At 68.5% G+C, this 17,743-nt stretch carries 17 protein-coding genes and 1 tRNA gene; 12 read left to right on the top strand and 6 right to left on the bottom strand.

The window, feature by feature from the left end; all coding sequences use genetic code 11:
* Window positions 1–38: 38 nt before the first annotated feature.
* Window positions 39–122, top strand: a tRNA-Leu gene (locus tag ABD705_RS01025).
* A gap of 586 nt (window positions 123–708) precedes the next feature.
* On the opposite strand, the gene ABD705_RS01020 is transcribed toward ABD705_RS01025, so the two are convergent.
* Both ABD705_RS01020 and ABD705_RS01015 read right to left on the bottom strand, forming a co-directional pair.
* Window positions 709–1,194, bottom strand: a complete 486-nt coding sequence (locus ABD705_RS01020) for a GNAT family N-acetyltransferase (RefSeq protein ID WP_344779622.1) — start codon at window positions 1,192–1,194, stop codon at window positions 709–711.
* A gap of 48 nt (window positions 1,195–1,242) precedes the next feature.
* Window positions 1,243–1,887: a GntR family transcriptional regulator gene (locus ABD705_RS01015; RefSeq protein ID WP_344779620.1), complete on the bottom strand. Its 645-nt coding sequence runs from the start codon at window positions 1,885–1,887 to the stop codon at window positions 1,243–1,245.
* Between the two features lie 308 nt (window positions 1,888–2,195).
* Between ABD705_RS01015 and ABD705_RS01010 the strand changes: the two genes are divergently transcribed.
* The gene (locus ABD705_RS01010; RefSeq protein WP_344779618.1) at window positions 2,196–2,402 is read left to right on the top strand and encodes a cold-shock protein; all 207 of its coding nucleotides are present in this window, start codon (window positions 2,196–2,198) and stop codon (window positions 2,400–2,402) included.
* 61 nt (window positions 2,403–2,463) lie between these two features.
* Here ABD705_RS01010 and ABD705_RS01005 read toward each other — a convergent pair whose 3' ends face one another.
* The 4 genes from ABD705_RS01005 to ABD705_RS00990 form a co-directional block, all read right to left on the bottom strand.
* Window positions 2,464–3,729 (bottom strand): hypothetical protein, encoded by a 1,266-nt coding sequence (locus ABD705_RS01005; protein ID WP_344779616.1) that lies wholly within the window; start codon window positions 3,727–3,729, stop codon window positions 2,464–2,466.
* 1 nt (window position 3,730) lies between these two features.
* A complete protein-coding gene (locus tag ABD705_RS01000) occupies window positions 3,731–4,420 on the bottom strand; it encodes an HAD hydrolase-like protein (RefSeq protein WP_344779614.1) in 690 nt (229 codons plus the stop codon).
* A 246-nt stretch (window positions 4,421–4,666) separates the two neighbouring features.
* On the bottom strand, window positions 4,667–5,362 hold the full coding sequence (nucS, locus tag ABD705_RS00995) for an endonuclease NucS (protein WP_344779612.1): 696 nt from the start codon (window positions 5,360–5,362) through the stop codon (window positions 4,667–4,669).
* A 9-nt stretch (window positions 5,363–5,371) separates the two neighbouring features.
* On the bottom strand, window positions 5,372–6,007 hold the full coding sequence (locus ABD705_RS00990; RefSeq protein ID WP_344779610.1) for a cysteine hydrolase family protein: 636 nt from the start codon (window positions 6,005–6,007) through the stop codon (window positions 5,372–5,374).
* 116 nt (window positions 6,008–6,123) lie between these two features.
* On the opposite strand from ABD705_RS00990, the gene ABD705_RS00985 reads away from it, so the two are divergent.
* The 10 genes from ABD705_RS00985 (at window position 6,124) to ABD705_RS00940 (ending at window position 17,729) form a co-directional block, all read left to right on the top strand.
* Window positions 6,124–6,885 (top strand): IclR family transcriptional regulator, encoded by a 762-nt coding sequence (locus ABD705_RS00985; RefSeq protein ID WP_344779608.1) that lies wholly within the window; start codon window positions 6,124–6,126, stop codon window positions 6,883–6,885.
* Between the two features lie 139 nt (window positions 6,886–7,024).
* Window positions 7,025–8,047 (top strand): amidohydrolase family protein, encoded by a 1,023-nt coding sequence (locus ABD705_RS00980; RefSeq protein ID WP_344779606.1) that lies wholly within the window; start codon window positions 7,025–7,027, stop codon window positions 8,045–8,047.
* Window positions 8,048–8,089: 42 nt separating this feature from the next.
* Window positions 8,090–9,121, top strand: coding sequence for an ABC transporter substrate-binding protein (locus tag ABD705_RS00975; RefSeq protein ID WP_344779604.1), 1,032 nt, complete (start codon window positions 8,090–8,092; stop codon window positions 9,119–9,121).
* 27 nt (window positions 9,122–9,148) lie between these two features.
* Window positions 9,149–9,958 carry an ABC transporter permease gene (locus ABD705_RS00970; protein WP_344779602.1) on the top strand — a complete coding sequence of 270 codons (810 nt, stop codon included), beginning with the start codon at window positions 9,149–9,151 and terminating at the stop codon, window positions 9,956–9,958.
* A complete protein-coding gene (locus ABD705_RS00965) occupies window positions 9,955–10,779 on the top strand; it encodes an ABC transporter permease (protein WP_344779600.1) in 825 nt (274 codons plus the stop codon). Before ABD705_RS00970 ends, ABD705_RS00965 begins: the two co-directional genes overlap by 4 nt.
* Before the next feature lie 9 nt (window positions 10,780–10,788).
* The gene (locus ABD705_RS00960; RefSeq protein ID WP_344779598.1) at window positions 10,789–11,595 is read left to right on the top strand and encodes an ABC transporter ATP-binding protein; all 807 of its coding nucleotides are present in this window, start codon (window positions 10,789–10,791) and stop codon (window positions 11,593–11,595) included.
* Window positions 11,596–11,614: 19 nt separating this feature from the next.
* Entirely contained in the window at window positions 11,615–13,132 is a 1,518-nt protein-coding gene (locus ABD705_RS00955; RefSeq protein WP_344779596.1) for an aldehyde dehydrogenase family protein, read from the top strand.
* A complete protein-coding gene (locus ABD705_RS00950; protein WP_344779594.1) occupies window positions 13,129–14,850 on the top strand; it encodes a thiamine pyrophosphate-requiring protein in 1,722 nt (573 codons plus the stop codon). Before ABD705_RS00955 ends, ABD705_RS00950 begins: the two co-directional genes overlap by 4 nt.
* Before the next feature lies 1 nt (window position 14,851).
* Entirely contained in the window at window positions 14,852–16,279 is a 1,428-nt protein-coding gene (locus ABD705_RS00945; RefSeq protein WP_344779592.1) for an MFS transporter, read from the top strand.
* A gap of 70 nt (window positions 16,280–16,349) precedes the next feature.
* The gene (locus ABD705_RS00940; protein ID WP_344779590.1) at window positions 16,350–17,729 is read left to right on the top strand and encodes an MFS transporter; all 1,380 of its coding nucleotides are present in this window, start codon (window positions 16,350–16,352) and stop codon (window positions 17,727–17,729) included.
* Window positions 17,730–17,743: the final 14 nt, after the last annotated feature.

Below are 17,743 nucleotides of genomic sequence, written 5' to 3'. Positions count from 1 at the left end.
TTCTCGACAGGTTGAATCGGGGTTTCACTCCGGTTCACGCGCGAGTGGCGGAATAGGTAGACGCGCTGGCTTCAGGTGCCAGTGCCCGCAAGGGCGTGGGGGTTCAAGTCCCCCCTCGCGCACCCAGATGGCTCCGGTCGATTTGTGACGGAGTCTTCACTGGATGTGATCGCGAACCGGTCGGAGATGAAGATCTCGACCGGTTTCGTCGTTCCAGGCCGCGAAGTACTGCCAGCGCGAGGGGCTGCTGCCGCAGGGTGAGAAGTCGGCCCCGAATCAGTCGTCGTACGATCACACCCACGTGCAACGGGTCCGGATGGTCTGGCGGCGATCGGGTTCGCCCACCAGGACGCCACGCACGATCGCTTCCCCGTCGAGCCGAAGGCACACCGATGGCCGCATCCGCACACGTCGTCCTCGGCGGCAACGGCGCTGTCGGCGCCGCGACCATCGCGGCGCTGCTCCGGCGCGACGTGGCGGTCACCTCCGTCGGGCGGCGGCCCGCCACCATCTCCGGCGCCGTGACCCCGGGACTACGTCGAGCTGGCAGCGGGCGCCGGCGCCCGGCCGCGGGTCATGTCGGCGGGCACGCTGCGCTTCGGGGCGCCGTTCAACTCGGCGGCGCGAGAGACGCTCGAGCTGGCCTACCAGTTCGCCAAGCCATATGTCTTCGACTTCCGCCTTGGAGGCGCTGCTGCACTGACCCCGCTACTCCAGCGCCGGCAGCAGGGTGTACACGATCTGCTCCACATCGCGGCCCAGCCCCTGCGCCGGCACGAGCGCGTGCGAGGCCTCGGTGAACCCGTTGCGCTGAAGCGCCGCGATCGCCGCCGCGTTGTGTGCGGCGACCCGGGCGACCAGCGGCCGCGTGGCTTCGCGCGAGACCAGCAGCCGCAGCGCCTGCGTGGCCACCCCACGGCCCCAGGCGTGCCGGGCCAGCCAACAGGTGACCTCGCGGTCGCCGCCGGCGGTGACGGCGGTGATCATGCCGGCGAATCCGCCGCGGTCGGTGACCACGTACAGCGAGGCATCCGGCATCGCGCGGGTGCGCACGATCCACTCGTCGAACGCGGCGCGGTCTGCGGCATCCCGATCGATGAAGGCGACCAGCGCGATGGCCGCGGGCTCGCACGTCATCTCGAAGACGGCGTCGAGGTCGTCGTCGTCCACGGCCCGCAGCTCGATGTGGCCCATGCCGCCCACGCTACCCGTGCGCGCGGCTGTCGGGAACGCCCGCTCTCATCAGCCGTAGCCGTGCTGCAGCCGCAGGATCCGCTCGGCGCGGTCGCCGTCGCGTGCGGCGACCGCGTGGCGGAAGACCCGGTACATATCGGTGCGCTCGCCCGGATCCCGCACATGCGGACGCCAGCCGTGCATGTTGCGGCGCAGCGCGAACTCGGCTTCTTTAAGCACGGTCTGCAGCACGCGGTTGTCGGTGGCATCCGTCACGGCCATGAAGAACCCGACGCTCACGCGCATGATCCGCGCGTGGTCATCGGCGGTGGATGCCTCGATGAGCTCGTCGGTGAACGCCAGCAGCTCGCGCAATCGCTGATCCGAGCAGCGGGCCAGCGCCATCCGCATCGCATTGCCCATGAGGTGGATGACGAACTCGTGCGTCTCGGCGAACACCGACTCGTCCGGGGTGGACACTCGCGTCCAGCGGTTGGCCGACACTTCGACCAACCCGCTGCGCGCCAGGCGCTGCAGCGCTTCGCGGACCGGGGTGCGCGAGACCCCCAGCATCTCGGCCAGTTCGACATCCCGCAGGCGCGCTCCGGCCGGCAGCCGTCCGTCGAGGATCGCCTCGCCGAGGACCGCATACACTTCATCGCCGAGCACGGCGCCGCGCGGGTCCAAGGGCGCGAGGACAGCGTCGTAGATCATCAGTGGTCCATGTCTGTGTCGGGAGGGGACTGGACGGCCGCATGCCGCGGCCGGAAAACGACCAGCACCGATGCACAGCCGCAATATATCAGTACCGTGGAGGTGTCGCGCCCGGCGCGATCCGCCCGGATGATGCGTGCACGCCCCGGCTCGGCGGGGACTCTCGCCCAGCGTGAGCGTCGCAGAGCGCGCGTCGTCGTGCAACATTTGTGTCACCTTCTGCTATATGGCATATGTGCGGGCCATTAGTTCGTTACGGTTGAGGGAACCCGGCGCACAGTGTGCCGGAATGTACAGAACGGCAACACATGAGCACGCAGGGCACCGTAAAGTGGTTCAACTCCGAGAAGGGCTTCGGCTTCATCGCACCCGATGACGGTGGCGCAGATGTCTTCGCGCACTACACCGCCATCGCCGCGAGCGGCTACCGCTCGCTCGAGGAGAACCAGCGCGTCGAGTTCGACGTCGCCCAGGGACCCAAGGGCCTTCAGGCCGAGAACATCCGCCCGGTCTGAGACTGAGCGGACGGCGTCCCGTCGCACCAGGTGCGGCGGGACGTCTCAGTATCCGGGCACGTCAGTGCGCGGACATCCGGTCGTAGTTCGCTAGGGCCTGTGCGTCTTCGGCGTGCCGCAGCGCGCGCCGCGCGGCATCCAGCGCCTCGACCGGGTCGGGCAGCGATCGCGCCTTCGCCAGTTCGTCGTGCGCGGCGGACAGGCGTACGCGCGCATCGGCGCCGGCACCGATGACGGATGCCTCGGCAGCCGCCACCGTGTTCTGTGCGGCCGCGACCGCCCCGGGCAGCGCCGTGCGCGCGCCGCGAAGACGTTGTTGCGCCGTGCGGGCATCGCCGAGCGCCAGATCGAGTCGGTCGCGCAGCCGCGCGATCTGATCCTCGGTCGCGGTCGGCGTTCGCGCCGCGCGCGGCTCCAGCTGCGACAGCCCCGCCTGCGCCGACTCGATCGCCGCGCCCAGCCGCGCCGAGGCATCCGGTTCCAGCGTCTCGCGCACCGACAGCGCCTGGCGGATCGCACCGCGAGCGGCCTCGAATTGATCGGGCAGCTCCTGCGCCGCCTGCGTGATCAGCCGATGCGTCTGCTCGAGGCGCTGCGTCGCCGACTGCGCCGAGCGGATCCGCCGCTCGGCCAGTGCCAGGTCCGACAGGGCGCTGCGCGATGGGTCGCTCGCGTCGGCGGCTGCGCGATCGAGCAGAGTCTGCGCCTGGGCGGCATCGTCGGCCGCGTTGTCCGCCGCGGCCGCGGCATCCTGCCATTCCGACGCGTCGAACCGATCGGCGAGCTGGTGGATCAGGGCGTCGGGGTCGCCCATCTGCTCGCGCAGGGCGGCCAGCCGGCCGCGGGCGGCGTCGACCTGAGCGGCGGCGGACGTGTTCTCGCGCATCCACTGCTCGTGCTCGACTCGCGCGCGGGCGATCAGGGCGAGGGCTTCGGCGACGTGCGCCCTGATCAGGCCGGCGCGGCGCTGCACCTCGCGCGGCAGGAGTTCGGTGTCGTCGGTGATCGCGCGGAAGTCGGTGAAGGCGTCGTCGCGCACGTGCTGCGCGGCCATCCGCGCGTGGCGCAGCGAGGCGGGGGCGTTGCCGCCGTAGAGCGCGCCGGACAGGGCCACCTCGAGGTCGAGCTCGCCGACCGCGTCGTCCAGACTGACCAGGTCGACGCCGGCGGCGGTGCGCGCCGCGTTCGCGGCCGCGCGGGCGCGGGGCGAGCGCCGAGAACGGCGGAGGGCCCAGGCCAGGACGAGCACGACGCCGATCGTGACGACCAGGACGACCAGCGCCGGCACGAGCCAGCGCAGGATCTGGGCGAGGACGTCGCCGGACATCTCAGGCGGTCTCCGGGTCGCCGGGCACCAGCAGCAGGTCGCGCAGCTGCGCGACGGTGTCGACGGCTGCCTGGGCGCCCTCGGATTCGTAGGGCCAGCTGAAGCCCCACCGGACGAAGATCACCGGCACACCCTGCTCGGCACCTCCTTCGACATCGTGGTGCCGGTCACCGACCAGCACCGGCCGGCTGGTGTCGACGCCGGCGGCCTCCAGTCGCCGCAGCGCCTCGCCGACGATGTCGGCCTTGCGACTGAGCGTCTTCTCGTCGGGGGTCGATCCGGCCATCGCCGTGAAGTGTCCGGCGAGGTCGAACCACTCCATCAGCGCGACGACCTGCGTCTCGGGCTTGGAGCTGGCGGTCGCCTGCGCGACACCGGCATCGTCCAGCTCGGCGATCACGCCGGCGACGCCGTCGAACAGCTTCGCGCCGGTCGTGTAGCCGTCCTTCTTCGACAGCCCGCGGTAGTACGTGACGCCGACAGCGGCCTGCTCGGGCGTCATGCCGAGGTTCGTCTGGAACGACTCGAACATCGGCGGACCGATCCAATGCGCGAGCTCGTCACGCGTGGGGGCGGGGTGGCCGAAGTGCTCCAGCGCCGTCGACAGCCGACGCAGAATGCCTTCCGAGGCATCCACGATCGTTCCATCGACATCCCACAGGATGCAGGTCCACGGCGAGCGGTGCGGCATGGCTCCATGCTATGCGGGGTGCGCGGGAGCCTCGTTCGCGGGGGCTCCCGGGTGCGGCTCGGGCCGAGCCCGGTCGGAACTCCTTCGATCTGGACACGATCGGGTGGAATCCGTCCCGATTCGGCACCATGGGCGTCGGATCGGAGGAGTTCTGGCCGCAGTGCGGCGCAGCACACCGGGCGCGCAGCCCCCACGGGTGCGCGGCGCCGCGCGGACCAGCGACCGGAATAGCCGGACGGCCGCCGGTCAGAACAGGCGCGGGGCGCCGGACTCGACGCCCTTCATGCCCTCGTAGTCCAGCGTCACGCAGCGGATGCCGCGGTCTGCGGCCAGCACCTTCGCCTGCGGCTTGATCTCCTGCGCGGCGAACACGCCGGTGACCGGCGTCAGGTGCGGGTCGCGGTCCAGCAGCTGCAGGTATCGGGTCAGCTGCTCGACGCCGTCGATGTCGCCGCGGCGCTTGACCTCCACCGCGATCGTGCCGCCGGCGGGGTCGCGCAGCAGCAGGTCGACCGGCCCGATCGCGGTCGGGAACTCGCGGCGCACCAATGTGAGCCCGTCGCCGATCACCTCCACCTGCTCGGCCAGCAGCCGCTGCAGGTCGGCCTCGACGCCGTCCTTCTGCAGCCCCGGGTCGACGCCGAGCTCGTGCGAGGAGTCGTGGAGGAGCTCGTAGATCTGCACGACCAGTTCGTCGCCGCTCTTGCGGTGTGTGACACGCCACTGCTCGAGCACGCCCGCGGATGCGGCACCCGCATCCGGCTGCTCGACGGTCAGCGTGCACGGCGGGCTCATCCAGTTCAACGGCTTGTACGAGCCGCCGTCGGAATGCACCAGCAGGCTTCCGTCGCCCTTGTGCACGAGCAGACGGGTGGCCATCGGCAGATGGGCGTTCAGTCGCCCGTGGTAATCGACGGAGCAGCGGGCGATGACAAGACGCACCCGACGAGCCTACCCCGGGGCGGCGGCGGCCCAGACGGCGGTCAGTTCGGAGCAGGAGGTTACGGTGCCGAAGCTGCGAGAAACCGCACCGACCGTTGCCGCTTGCGCGTCGGCGCCATAGGTCGCAGCACCGTCCGCGACCAGCGAGACCAGGTAGTCCGCCGACAAGCCGTCGCGCAAGCTGGACTCGACGCACACCTCGGTGGCCACACCGGTGAAGATCAGTGAGCGCACACCGAGCGTGCGCAGTGTCAGGTCGAGACTCGTGCCCGCGAACGCCGAATAGCGGTGCTTGGTCACAACGATCTCACCTGGCTGCGGGGCGATGCTGTAGAACTCGGCTCCCCATGAGCCCGTGCGACATATGACGCCTTCTGGTGCGTCGTCGGGCTCCTGGGCATTCCGACTCAGCCATGCGACCGAGTCATCGGTGGAGTCGTGTGTGGTGCGTACGAAGATCACGGGGACGGATGTCGTGCGGGCGGTCTCGATGAGGGCGACCAGCCTCGGCACCATCTGCTCTACGGCGGTGACATCGCTTCCCAGCCGGGCGACGGCGCCCTGGGCGTGGCAGAAATCGTTCTGCACATCGATCACAACAAGCGCGGCGTGGCTAGGATCGTAGCGGAAAGGCGTTTCCGGCACCGGGCTCCTTTCACTCGAGCGTGAGCCGCGGCAGCGTCAGCGACGACGCGGACTCCGGCCCACCATATCCGATGAGCGGTTCTGGGCGTCGCATGAGAGGCACGAACGAGGTGACCATGGGCGCTGATCCGGCTCGCGGCCGAGTGGAGTCCGTCGACACTGCCTTGCGCCTGCTGCTGTTGCTGCGCCGCCAGCCCGAACTCCGCGTCACCGTGGTCGCGCGGCAACTCGGCGTTGCCGCGTCCACCGCCCACCGGTTGCTGACCACACTTCAGGCGCGCCGATTCATCACTCAGGACCGCGTGACCCGAACCTACCGGGCGGGACCGGCGCTGATTGAACTGGGCGTACAGAGCACGGGCTCATTTCCCCTGCGCACGGCTGCCGAACCGCACTTACGTGCACTTGCGGGGCGGATGGGTGAGACCGTCAACCTTCTCGTCCTGGAAGACACGTCAGTGCGCTTCATCGCCGGCTACGAGAGCGACCAGCGGGTGCGCACGCATGTATTGACCGGAACGCTGCTGCCGGCGTATGCCGTCTCGGGGGGCAAAGTGCTGCTTGCCGAGGTGCCGCGCGAGACGTTGCGGGCTATGTACCCTCAGGGATTGCGCAAGCTCACGCCTCGCACGAAGACCTTCACGAAGCTCATGGACGAGCTGTCGCTGGTCATGATGCGCGGCTACGCCGTCAACCACGGCGAGAGCGAGGCGGGCCTGAGTGCCGTCGCGGTGCCGCTGAAGGACCACGTGGGACGTACCATCGCGGCAGTTGCGATGTCGGCGCCGACACCGCGCCTGAAAGCTATGGACCTGCGCGAAATCGTCGTTCAGCTGCGCGAGTGCGCGCGGCAGATCCGTGCCGACCTGGCGTACTGACTCTGTCTGGACAGACTTCCCCCTCCGCATATTCCGCACCCCGGAATCTGTGGGTGCAGTTCATTGTGGTGGCGTGGAGACCGCGATTTGGTGGCAGCACGTCGGGTCGCGCAGAGGCGGCCCCGAAAGGACCCGAGCGATGAAGATCGATGCCTTCTGCCATCTGCTTCCGCGTGCCTACGCCGACCGCCTGTTCGCGATCGATGATAGCCCGGTCGCCCGCAATATCCAGAAGCGAGTGAGCGGCGTGCCCGCCCTTGTCGACATGGATGTGCGGTTCGGATTCATGGATGAGTTCGGGTCTGACTACCGGCAGATAATCAATACGGCTGCCCCGCCCCTGGAGGACCTGGGTCCGGTGGAGCGTACGACCGAACTGGCACGGATCGCGAACGACGGCATGGCCGAGCTCGTCGCTGACCACCCTGATCGGTTCGCGGGCTTCTGCGCCGCGGTCTCGCTCGACGATGTCGAGGCCGCCATCGCCGAGGCGGAGCGTGCATTCGACCAGCTCGGAGCGGTCGGCGTCCAGATCTACACCCACCACCACGGCGGTCCGATGGACCAGGAGCGCTTCTTCCCGTTCTACGAAGCGGTGGCCAAACGGGGGGACAAGATGATCCAGGTGCACCCGTGCCGAGACTCCAGCTGGCCTGACTATAAGACCGAGGAACGCTCGAAGTTCGAGATGTGGTGGACGCTCGGCTGGGAGTACGACCTTGCGGCGTTCATGTCGCGGCTGGTCTTCGCCGGCATCTTCGAGCGGCTGCCGGATATCAAGATCTTGATGCACCATGGCGGCGCGATGATCCCCCACTTCGCGGGCCGCGTGGGCCCGGGGTGGGATCAGCTGGGTGCTCGGACCCCGGAGAACCAGCGTGAGGACATCACCGGCTACCCGCTCACGAAACGGCCGATCGAGTACTTCAAGAAGTTCTACGTCGACACTGCCTATTTCGGCGCCGGGGATGCGATGCGCACGGCGATCAAGTTCTTCGGCGTCGACCGTACACTCTTCGGTTCGGACACCCCGTTCGATCCGGAGAAAGGGCCGGGCTACACCCGGTCCACGATCGCGAACCTCGAGGAGATGGAAATCCTCACGGATGACGACCGGGAAGCGATCTACCACGGCAACGTGACGGGCCTGCTCGGCTTGTAACGCCGCCACACGCACCACCCACACAGAATCGAGGCAGAGACAATGAAGTTCCTCCGCAGACGACGACTGGGCGCTCTCGCGCTCGCGGCATCCGCCGCACTCCTGCTCGCCGCGTGCTCCTCCGGCTCCCCTGGGCCGGCCGCCTCCGGGGATCCCGGAAACGCGGGTCCTGAGAAGACCGACCTGAAGATCGCGATCAATCCCTCATCGCAGTTCGCGCCGATGTACTACGGCATCGACTCGGGGATCTTCGAGAAGCACGGCCTGAAGCTGGAGGTCGTGCCGCAGACCGATATCGCGGCGATCATCTCGGGCATTGCCAGCGGTCAGTACGATTTCGGGTTCGCAACCGTCGTGCACGTGCTCACGGCTAATGCCAATGGCATCCCGATCCGCACGGTCTCTACGATCGAGGGGCAGATCAAGCCCGACGACGAAGGGACCGTGACTATCGCCTCGGCGAAGTCCGGCATCACCGACTATGCCGGAATGGCGGGCAAGCGTCTGGCCACGGTCGGTCTGTCGTCGATGAACACGCTGACCGCGTGGGCGCTGGCCGAGAAGGCCGGGATCGATCGGAAGTCGATGAAGCTCGTGCAGCTGCCGTTCGGTCAGATGGCCGCGGCACTCGCGAACGGTGATGTCGATGCGGCCGTGATGCAGTGGCCCTTCGCCGGAGATGCACTGAGTGCCGGTGGAAAGGTGCTCGCTTACAACAATGGTGTCATGTTCGGCAACACGGCGACGACGTTCTTCAACACGTCGCAGTCTTTCATCGACAAGAATCCGAACACGGTGAAGGCGTTCTCGGAAGCCATGATCGAATCGATCGAAGCGGCGACCGCCGACCCGGATGCGGCGCGCCAGGCGCTCATCCCGGGAATGGGTCTGAGTGCAGACCAGGCAAAGGAAGCGAAGTGGAACATCGGCGGCGTCCCGTATGTGAACCTCGACTCGTTCAAGACGGCGCAGGGGTTCCTGGTGAAGTTCTCCGATGACAAGGCGACAGCGGCGGCGACAGAGGCGCTCGACGTGAGCACGCTGGTCTATCCGGGAGCGCTTCAGAAGAAGTAATCCCATTTCAGCTGAGGGAGGAGCACGGTGAGCACGAGGAACGCGTGGACCGCGTGGGTTCTGCCGCCTGCGGCAGTGCTCATCGTGCTCCTTCTATGGCAGGGGGTGACTTCTGCCGGCATCGTCAGCCCGGTCCAGTTCCCGACGATGGCCGAGTCGATGACGGCGCTGTGGCATGAGATCGTTTCGGGTCGGGTGTGGAGCGCCGTGGGCGCGACGCTCCTGGGTTGGGTGATCGGCATGGTCATCACGACCGTGCTGGGGATCGCCGTGGGCACCGCGCTTGCGTTCAACCGGTTCGCGCTGCGCAGCGCAGCGCCGGTCATCGAGATCTTCAAGGCGATCCCCGCCATCGCCATCCTGCCGCTGGTGATCTTGGTGGCCGGCTCGACGCTGCCGATGAAGGTGTTCCTGATCTGCTTCGCCGCGTTCTGGCCGTTCGTCATTCAGGTGATCTACGGCGTGCAGTCGATGGACCCGGTCGTGCTGGACACCTCGCGGGCACTCGGCGTGCGTGGCGTCCGAAGATTCTTCAGCGTCAGCATCCCGAGCGCATCGCCGTACCTGGTGACCGGGATGCGGATCGCCTCGGCCCAGGCGCTGATCCTCGCAGTCGTCGCCGAGATCGTCGGCGGCGCCGAGGGCATCGGGAGAAACATCCTCCTCGCCGAGAATTCGGGTACCTCCGCGTACCCGACGATGTATGCCTACATTCTCGTGTCGGGTCTGCTCGGGATCACCCTGACCGGAGCGTTCTTCCTCCTGGAACGCAGACTCATGCATTGGCACGAATCACAGCGGAACATTCGGGCATCGAATCGGGCGGTAGGCGCATGAGTCGGCTCACCACGAGCGTCGTCCGGGTGCGTTCGACTCCCGCGATCCGCCTGACAGGACTCGGGCGGGTGTTCACTCCACTGTGGCTGCCGGTACTGCTGGTGGTGGCATGGTGGGTGCTGTCCGCCAGTAGCACGTCCCCGTTCTTTCCGCCTCTGCAGGACATCCTTACGGAGACGTGGAACCAGTGGGTGGTGTTCGGAGCCTGGACGAACGCCGTGAGCAGCGTGCAGAACCTGCTCATCGGATACGTCGCCGGCGTTCTCATCGGACTCGTCGGAGGTTCGGTGCTCTGGCGACTGCGCCTCGTGCGGACGGCGATGAACCCCATCATCTACTTCCTCTACGTGCTGCCGGCGCCGGCACTGCTGCCCGCGATGATCGCGATCTTCGGCATCGGCGACATGCGGCAGATCGCGCTCATAGCGCTGGGTGCTATCTGGCCCACACTGCTGAACACGCTCGACGGAATGCGCGGTATCGACGGGGTGAAGTTCGACACCGCACGTGCGCTGCGCGTGGGCGGATGGCGGCAGTACTTCTCCGTCGTCCTGCCCGGCGCCTCGCCGCAGATCGCCGCCGGCATGCGGGCCAGCCTCACCGTCGGCATCATCCTCATGGTGGTCAGCGAGATGGTGGCTGCCCAATCCGGGATCGGCTACTTCATCCTGCAGGCGCAGGCCTCGTTCGCCATCAAGAAGATGTGGACCGGCATCGTCGTCCTCGCCGTGCTGGGCACGGTACTCAACTATCTGTTCATGTTCGCCGAGCGCATGATCCTCCGGTGGTACTACCGGTCGCGCGCGCTGAGCGGTTCGTAGGAGGCTCCCATGACCATCAGCCAGGCGACCGAGACAGTGCTCGCAGTCGATGGATTGCGCAAGATCTACAACGAGGGGACCGACCAGGCGAACCTGGCGATCGACGACGTCTCGTTCGAGGTGACGAAAGGCGAATTCGTCTGCATCGTCGGGCCGAGTGGTGCGGGGAAGACGACACTGCTGCGGTGCATCTCAGGTCTGGCGCCAGCCAGCCGCGGCTCGGTCATGTTCGAGGGGCGCTCGCTGACCAGTGTGCCGGACGAGCTCGGGCTGGTCTTCCAGGACTACAGTCGCTCGCTGTATCCGTGGTTCACGAACGCCCGGAACATCGCCCTGCCGCTGGCGGCCCGGCGCATACCCAAGGCCGAGCGCGCCGAACGCATCCAGGACGCGCTGGACAGCGTCGCGCTCTCGCAGGTCGGGAAGATGTACCCCTGGGAGCTCTCCGGTGGAATGCAGCAGCGTGTGGCGATCGCGCGCTCGCTGTCCTACCGGCCAGAACTCCTCCTGATGGACGAGCCGTTCGCGTCCGTCGATGCTCAGACCCGGTTCGACCTCGAGGACCTCATTCTGCGCGTGCGACGCGAGCGCGAGATCACGGTGGTGCTGGTGACCCACGACATCGATGAGGCGATCTACCTCAGTGACCGGATCGTGGTGCTGTCGCAGAGCCCGAGCGTTGTCAAGGAGATCGTCCCGGTAGCGCTCGGCGAGGTTCGTTCACAGGTGGAGACCCGCGCCAGCGAAGACTTCCTCGCGCTGCGCAGCCACCTGCTCTCGCTGGTGATGCCCCACGCGGCGTCCGAGATGGAGTGAAGAAGGCGCAGGAGAGGCCATGGCACACATGATCGACACGACGGCGCCGGTGCGCCTGGGGCAGTTCATCGACGGGCGCGAACGGCCCGCCGAGGCCGTGATCGAGGTGCGCAACCCGAGCCGCACCTCGCATCTGGTCGGTACGGTCGCCGCGGGCACCGTGGCGGACGTCGACGCGGCTGTGGATGCGGCGGCCGCGGCAGCGTCCACATGGGCCGCCACGAGCGCCGAGGTGCGGATCGACCTGTTCACCCGCATCGCGGACGCCATCGACGCCGACGCCGACGACCTGGCCACCCTCGTCGCGCAGGAGAATGGCAGCGTCCGGGAGATCATCCGTCGAGAGCTCATCGGAGCCGCCGCGGCGTTCCGGGGCATTGGTTCCCACCTGCCCGGAAAGCTCGCACCCATGCGCCACGACTCCGGGCCGGACGGGGCGGTGGTCGTCGTGTCGCGCAAGCCCTTCGGCGTGGTCGCCTGCATCGTTCCATGGAATGCGCCGCTCGTGCTCACGGCGAACAAGATCGCGCCGGCGATCGCGGCGGGCAACACGGTCGTGCTCAAGCCCTCGCCGTTCGCGCCGTTGGGCGTGACGCTGATCGGCCGGCTGGCGGCATCCATTCTCCCTGCCGGCGTCGTGAACATCGTGAACGGGCAAGGTGAAGTCGGCGCAGCCCTGATCGGCCACGCGTCGGTCCGGAAGATCTCGTTCACCGGTGGGGGCGAGACCGCGCGGCACGTGATGCGTCAGGCTGCCGATCGGCTCACCGGAGTGCACTTCGAGCTCGGCGGCAACGACCCTGCGATCGTCCTGAGCGACGCCGACCTCGCGGTGACCGCCGACCGGATCGCCGACTCCGCGTTCCGCCGTGCCGGTCAGGTGTGCTTCGCCGTGAAGCGCATCTACGTGCCCCGTGCACAGCTCGCCGAGTTCGGGGAGCTGCTCGCCGAACGGGTGGACGCCATCACCGTCGGCGACGCGCTGGACCCGCGCGCGACCATGGGTCCGCTCAACAACGCAGGTCAGTTCGAGAAGGTGCGCGGGCTGCGCGAGCGGGCAGTGGCGGCGGGTCGCGATGTCCGTCAGCTCGGCACCGTGCTGGACCCGGATGCGTGGGACGAAGGGTACTTCCTCCGCCCGACCGTGGTGCTGGACGCCGAGCACGACGACGAGCTCGTCCGCGAAGAGCAGTTCGGTCCGGTGCTGCCGGTGGTCGCCTACGACACCGAGGAGGAGGCGATCGCGATGGCCAACGACACCGAGTACGGGCTCTGCTCGTCGGTGTGGTCACGGTCGCTGGAGCACGCGACCGAGGTCGCCGGACGCATCGAGTCGGGCATGACGATCGTCAACAGCCACCTGTTCAGCCCGGTGGGTACGCGCGAGATCCCGTTCGGCGGGTGGAAGCAGTCGGGCGTCGGATGGGAGGGCTCGCCCTACGGCATCGACGAGTACCTGCAGTTCCACAGCGTCGACGTGCAGACTCTTCCCGACCCCTCCGTCGGCCGCGCTGCCGACGACGGGCAGCGGCGATGACCACGGCGGCGGACCTCCTCGTCTCGACGCTGCGCGAAGCCGGTGTCACCCACCTGTTCGCGAACTTCGGCAGCGATCACCCCGCCATCATCGAAGCACTCGCCGATGACCGTGAGCGCGGGGTGACCGAGCCTGCCGTCATCCTCTGCCCGCACGAGTACACGGCGCTCAGTGCCGCACACGGCTACGCGGCGGTGACGGGTCGCCCCCAGGGTGTCTTCGTGCACACCGACGTCGGCACCGCGAACCTCGGCGGCGCCGTGCACAACGCCGCCCGATCACGCGTGCCGGTGTTCATCTTCGCGGGCCTCACCCCGTACACACTCGAGGGTGAGCTCGCGGGCACGCGGAACACGCATGTGAACCATCTGCAGGACGCCCCGGACCAGCATGCCCTGGTCAGGCAGTACGTCAAGTGGAACTACGACATCCGCACCGGCCGGAACGTGCCGCAGATCGTACGGCGGGCGCTGCAACTCGCGGCCAGCGCCCCGGCCGGCCCCGTGTATCTGACCGGCGCGCGCGAGGTCCTGGCAGAGCACGTACCCGATCCGGGCATCCGCGCGACCGGCTGGGCGGCGATCGCCCCGATCCCGGCGCTCGCCGACGTCATCGAGAACCTCGCACGTGACCTGAGCCAAGCGGAGCATCCCCTCATCGTCACCAGCTATCTCGGACGACGGCACGGCGCCATGGGCAGGCTCGTCGAACTCGCCGAACGGTTCGCGATCCCGGTCGTGGAGGTCAACGCCGAGGTGCTCAGCTTCCCCCGCGATCATCCGCTGCATCTCGGGGACGATCCACTGCCCCTTCTCGAGGACGCCGACGTCATCGTCGCGCTCGACACGGACGCGCCGTGGATGCCGGCAGCCGCGCGCCCGCGCGATGACGCGACGATCTACGTCATCAACGACGACCCGCTGCAGGAGCGCATCCCGCTCTGGTACCTGCCCGCCCATCGTGTCGTGCGCGCTGACGCGGGTGTCGTGCTGATGCAGCTGCTTGAGCGCACCGACGGATTCCAGCCCGACGCCCGACACGCCGCGCGGGCCGCCGAGCTTCGGGAGCGATCGCGCGCGCAGCGCAGCGCATGGACTGCAGAGGCGGCCGCTGAGCTGGCGCGTGGGCAGCTCACCCCGGGCAGCGTCGCGCACGTTCTGGCCGGTCTCCTCGATGACGACGCCGTCGTATTGAACGAAGCCATCTCGGAGGCGCCCGCCGTGTGGCGGCATCTGCCGCGCCGACGCGAGGGCACCCTCTATGGCAATCGCGGCACGTCGCTGGGCTGGTCCGGCGGCGGCGCCCTCGGCGTCAAGCTCGCCGTCGGCGACCGCACCGTGGTCAGCATCGTGGGCGACGGCACCTACTTCTTCGGCATTCCGTCATCCACGTTCTGGGTGGCCGATCGCTACCGGCTACCGGTGCTCACCGTGATCCTGGACAACGGCGGATGGAACGCGACCAAGCGCAACCTCCACCGGCAGCACCCCGGCATGACGGCGGACCGCACTGACCGCTACTGGGTGAACCTGCAGCAGAGCGCCGATCTGCCGGGCATCGCCGCGGCGGCCGGGAACGCCTGGGGTGCGACGGTGACCTCAGCCGACGACCTGGCGGGTGCCCTGCGCACCGGCCTCGCCCGCGTCGCGGCCGGGCAGGCCGCCGTGGTGAGCGTGCGGCTCGAGCCGATCAGCAGTCAGGCGGAGGACGCGATCTAGCGTGGCCGTCGGATTGCGCGAGCAGCGCGGCCCGGCGTTGCTCGCGCTGCTGGTCGCGACTTTCCTGATCGGGATGTCGGCGTGGGTGATATCGACGGCGGTACCGTCGATCGTTGCCGACATCGGCGGATTCACGTCGTTTCCTTGGCTGTTCTCGGTCTATCTGCTGACGATGGCCGTCACCGTGCCGGTGTTCTCGAAGCTCGCCGACACGATCGGCCGCACACGCCTGCTTCTGTTCGGTATCGCCGTCTTCGTGCTGGGCTCGGTGCTGTGCGCACTGGCGTGGAGCATGCCCTCTCTCATCGTCTTCCGCGTCGTGCAGGCGCTCGGCGGCGGTTCGATCCAGCCGCTCGCGCTCACCGTCATCGGCGACCTGTACGAGCGCGGTGAGCGGGCTCGGGTACAGGGATACCTGGCGGTCACACTGGCCACGGCATCCGTGATCGGCCCCGCTGTCGGCGGCCTGTTCGCGATGTTCGACCTGTGGCGCCTGGTCTTCCTCATCAACCTGCCGCTCGGCGCGCTCGCCGCATGGCTCATCCACCGCAACATCCGCGAGAAGGTCACCCACCGCACCCACCGCATCGACGTGCTCGGAGCGATTCTGGTCACCGGTGGTCTCACGCTGCTCATCCTCGGGCTGCTCGAGGGCGGCGATGCGTGGGGCTGGGCGTCGCCGACGAGCTTCGGCGTGTTCGGCGGCGGCATCGTGCTCATGTGCCTGTTCCTGCTGCGCGAGACGCGGGCGGCCGAACCGGTGATCCCGCTCCCGCTGTTCCGGCAGCGGCTGGTGGTCATGCTCGCCGTGCTCGGCGTCATGATGGGCGGCATCATGGTGGCCCTGACCGCGTTCGCACCCACGTATCTGCAGGTGTCAGCCGGCATCTCACCAGTGTGGGCAGGCGTGGCGGTGGCGGCGATGGCGATCGGCACCCCCGCGTCGTCGGCGCTGGCCGCGACGCTGTATCTGCGCTGGGGGGTGCGGGCCACCACGCTGCTCGGGGCAGTCATCACGCTCGCCGGCGCCGTCGGGATGGCGGCGCTCGCCCCGTTCCCCTCGGCGTGGACTGTCGCGGTGTGCGCGGCGCTGGTCGGCGTCGGATTCGGCTTCACGACGATCCCGGGCCTCGTCGCCGTGCAGGAGAGCGTTCCGTGGGAGCAGCGGGGCGTGGTGACGGGGCTCGTCACCTTCTTTCGCTCGCTCGGACAGGCGCTCGGGGTCGCGGTGCTCGGCGCTGTTGCGAAGTCGATCCTCGAGACCGGCGGCGGCGGCGCGCAGGATCCCGGTGCGGTGCTCCAAGCGAGCGTCGCGGTTTTCATCGTCGCCGCGGTCTTCGCCCTGATCCACCTGCTGGGGGCCTGTGGGATGGCTCGAGACCGTGCCCTCACTGCGGCCCCCGCATCGCGCGCCGACGCGGCCGCATGATCGCGGCATTCTGCTTCTCATAGCGCAGGGACGGAGATGTGGCCTCCCGCGCCGGTGAGAGGATCTATGCGTGGCTGCGGACGGGTGGAATGCGCGCCGGGTCGGTCTGACGATCTCCGCGCTCAGCCTGGGTACCACGCTCAATGCGCTGAACTCGTCGATGATCGCCGTCGCCCTGCTGTCGCTGCAGCACGACTTCGGCCTGAGCATCGCCGCGGTGACCTGGGTGATCACGGTCTTCTACATCGCCTCGACCGTCGCACAGCCGCTGATGGGCCGCATGGCGGATGCCTTCGGAGCCCGACGTGTCTTCGTGGCCGGGATGGTGCTCGTCGTCGTCGCCGGCGCGATCGCTCCGCTGGGCGGGTTCGAACTCGTACTTGTCGCCCGCGGGATCATGGCGATCGGCACGTCGGTCGCATTCCCGGCTGCGGTGGCCCTGGTCGGTCCGCTGGCGCACGCTTCAGGTGCCTCTCCCCCGCGGCTGCTGGCCCGCATCCAGATCGCGAACACCACTGCGGCCGCGCTGGGGCCGGTGATCGGCGGCCTGCTGATCGCGCTCGCCGGGTGGCCCGCGATCTTCCTCGTGAACATCCCGCTGGCACTCGCGGCCTTGGTGGGCGTCCTCACGCTCGCCCCGCCCGACGAACCACGCGGCGCGGTGTCGCCCGCGGCCGTCATGCGCGTGCTCGACCCCGCGGGCGTGGTCGCGTTCACGGTCGCGGTTGTCTCGCTCCTGGTCGCGGCTCTGGGCGCGGCAGGGGAGGCGCTCTGGCTGCTGCTGGCCATCGGCGCCGTGGCCCTCGCGCTGTTCGTGTGGCGCGAGCGCCGCGCCCGCTTTCCGTTCATCGACGTACGGATGCTGGCCGCGAACCGGGCGCTCACGTGGACGTATCTCGGGTTCACGGTGTTCGCCGCGCTCTACTATGTGGCGTTCTTCGGGCTGCCGCAGTTCCTCGAATCGTACGGCGGATACTCGACCGCGATCGTCGGTCTGCTTATGCTGCCGCTGTCGGGCATGACGATCGCACTTGCGCCGTTCGTGGCGCGGACGATCGACCGGCGGGGTCTGGCGCCCGTACTCATCGGCACCGGGATCCTTCTGCTGGTGGCGACCGTCGCGCTGGGCATCGGCGTCATCACGATCGCTCCGGTCTGGATACTGGTGATGACCGCCGTGATGGGGATCCCGTACTGCATGGGTTCGCTCGCCATGACCGAGGCCGTCCGTCGTGCTGCTCCCCCGGATGCCGTGGGCGTGGCATCCGGCCTGCTCCAGTCCACGCGGTACCTCGGTGCCATTGCGGCCACGGTCGTGCTCGGACGGATGCTCGGCGGCGAGGTGGATGCCGCGGCCTGGGGCGGCGTGGTGCTGGCGGCCGTCGGGATCGGCATTGCGCACCTGGCGGTCGCGCTGGTCGGAGCATCAGCCTTCCGGCGCCCGGCCTGACGGCGACTGGGATG

The organism is Microbacterium kribbense, assembly GCF_039537285.1.
GTDB classification, from domain to species: Bacteria; Actinomycetota; Actinomycetes; order Actinomycetales; family Microbacteriaceae; genus Microbacterium; species Microbacterium kribbense.
The sequence above is the reverse complement of the archived record's forward strand: the minus strand, read 5'-3'. Positions and strand labels throughout refer to the sequence as shown.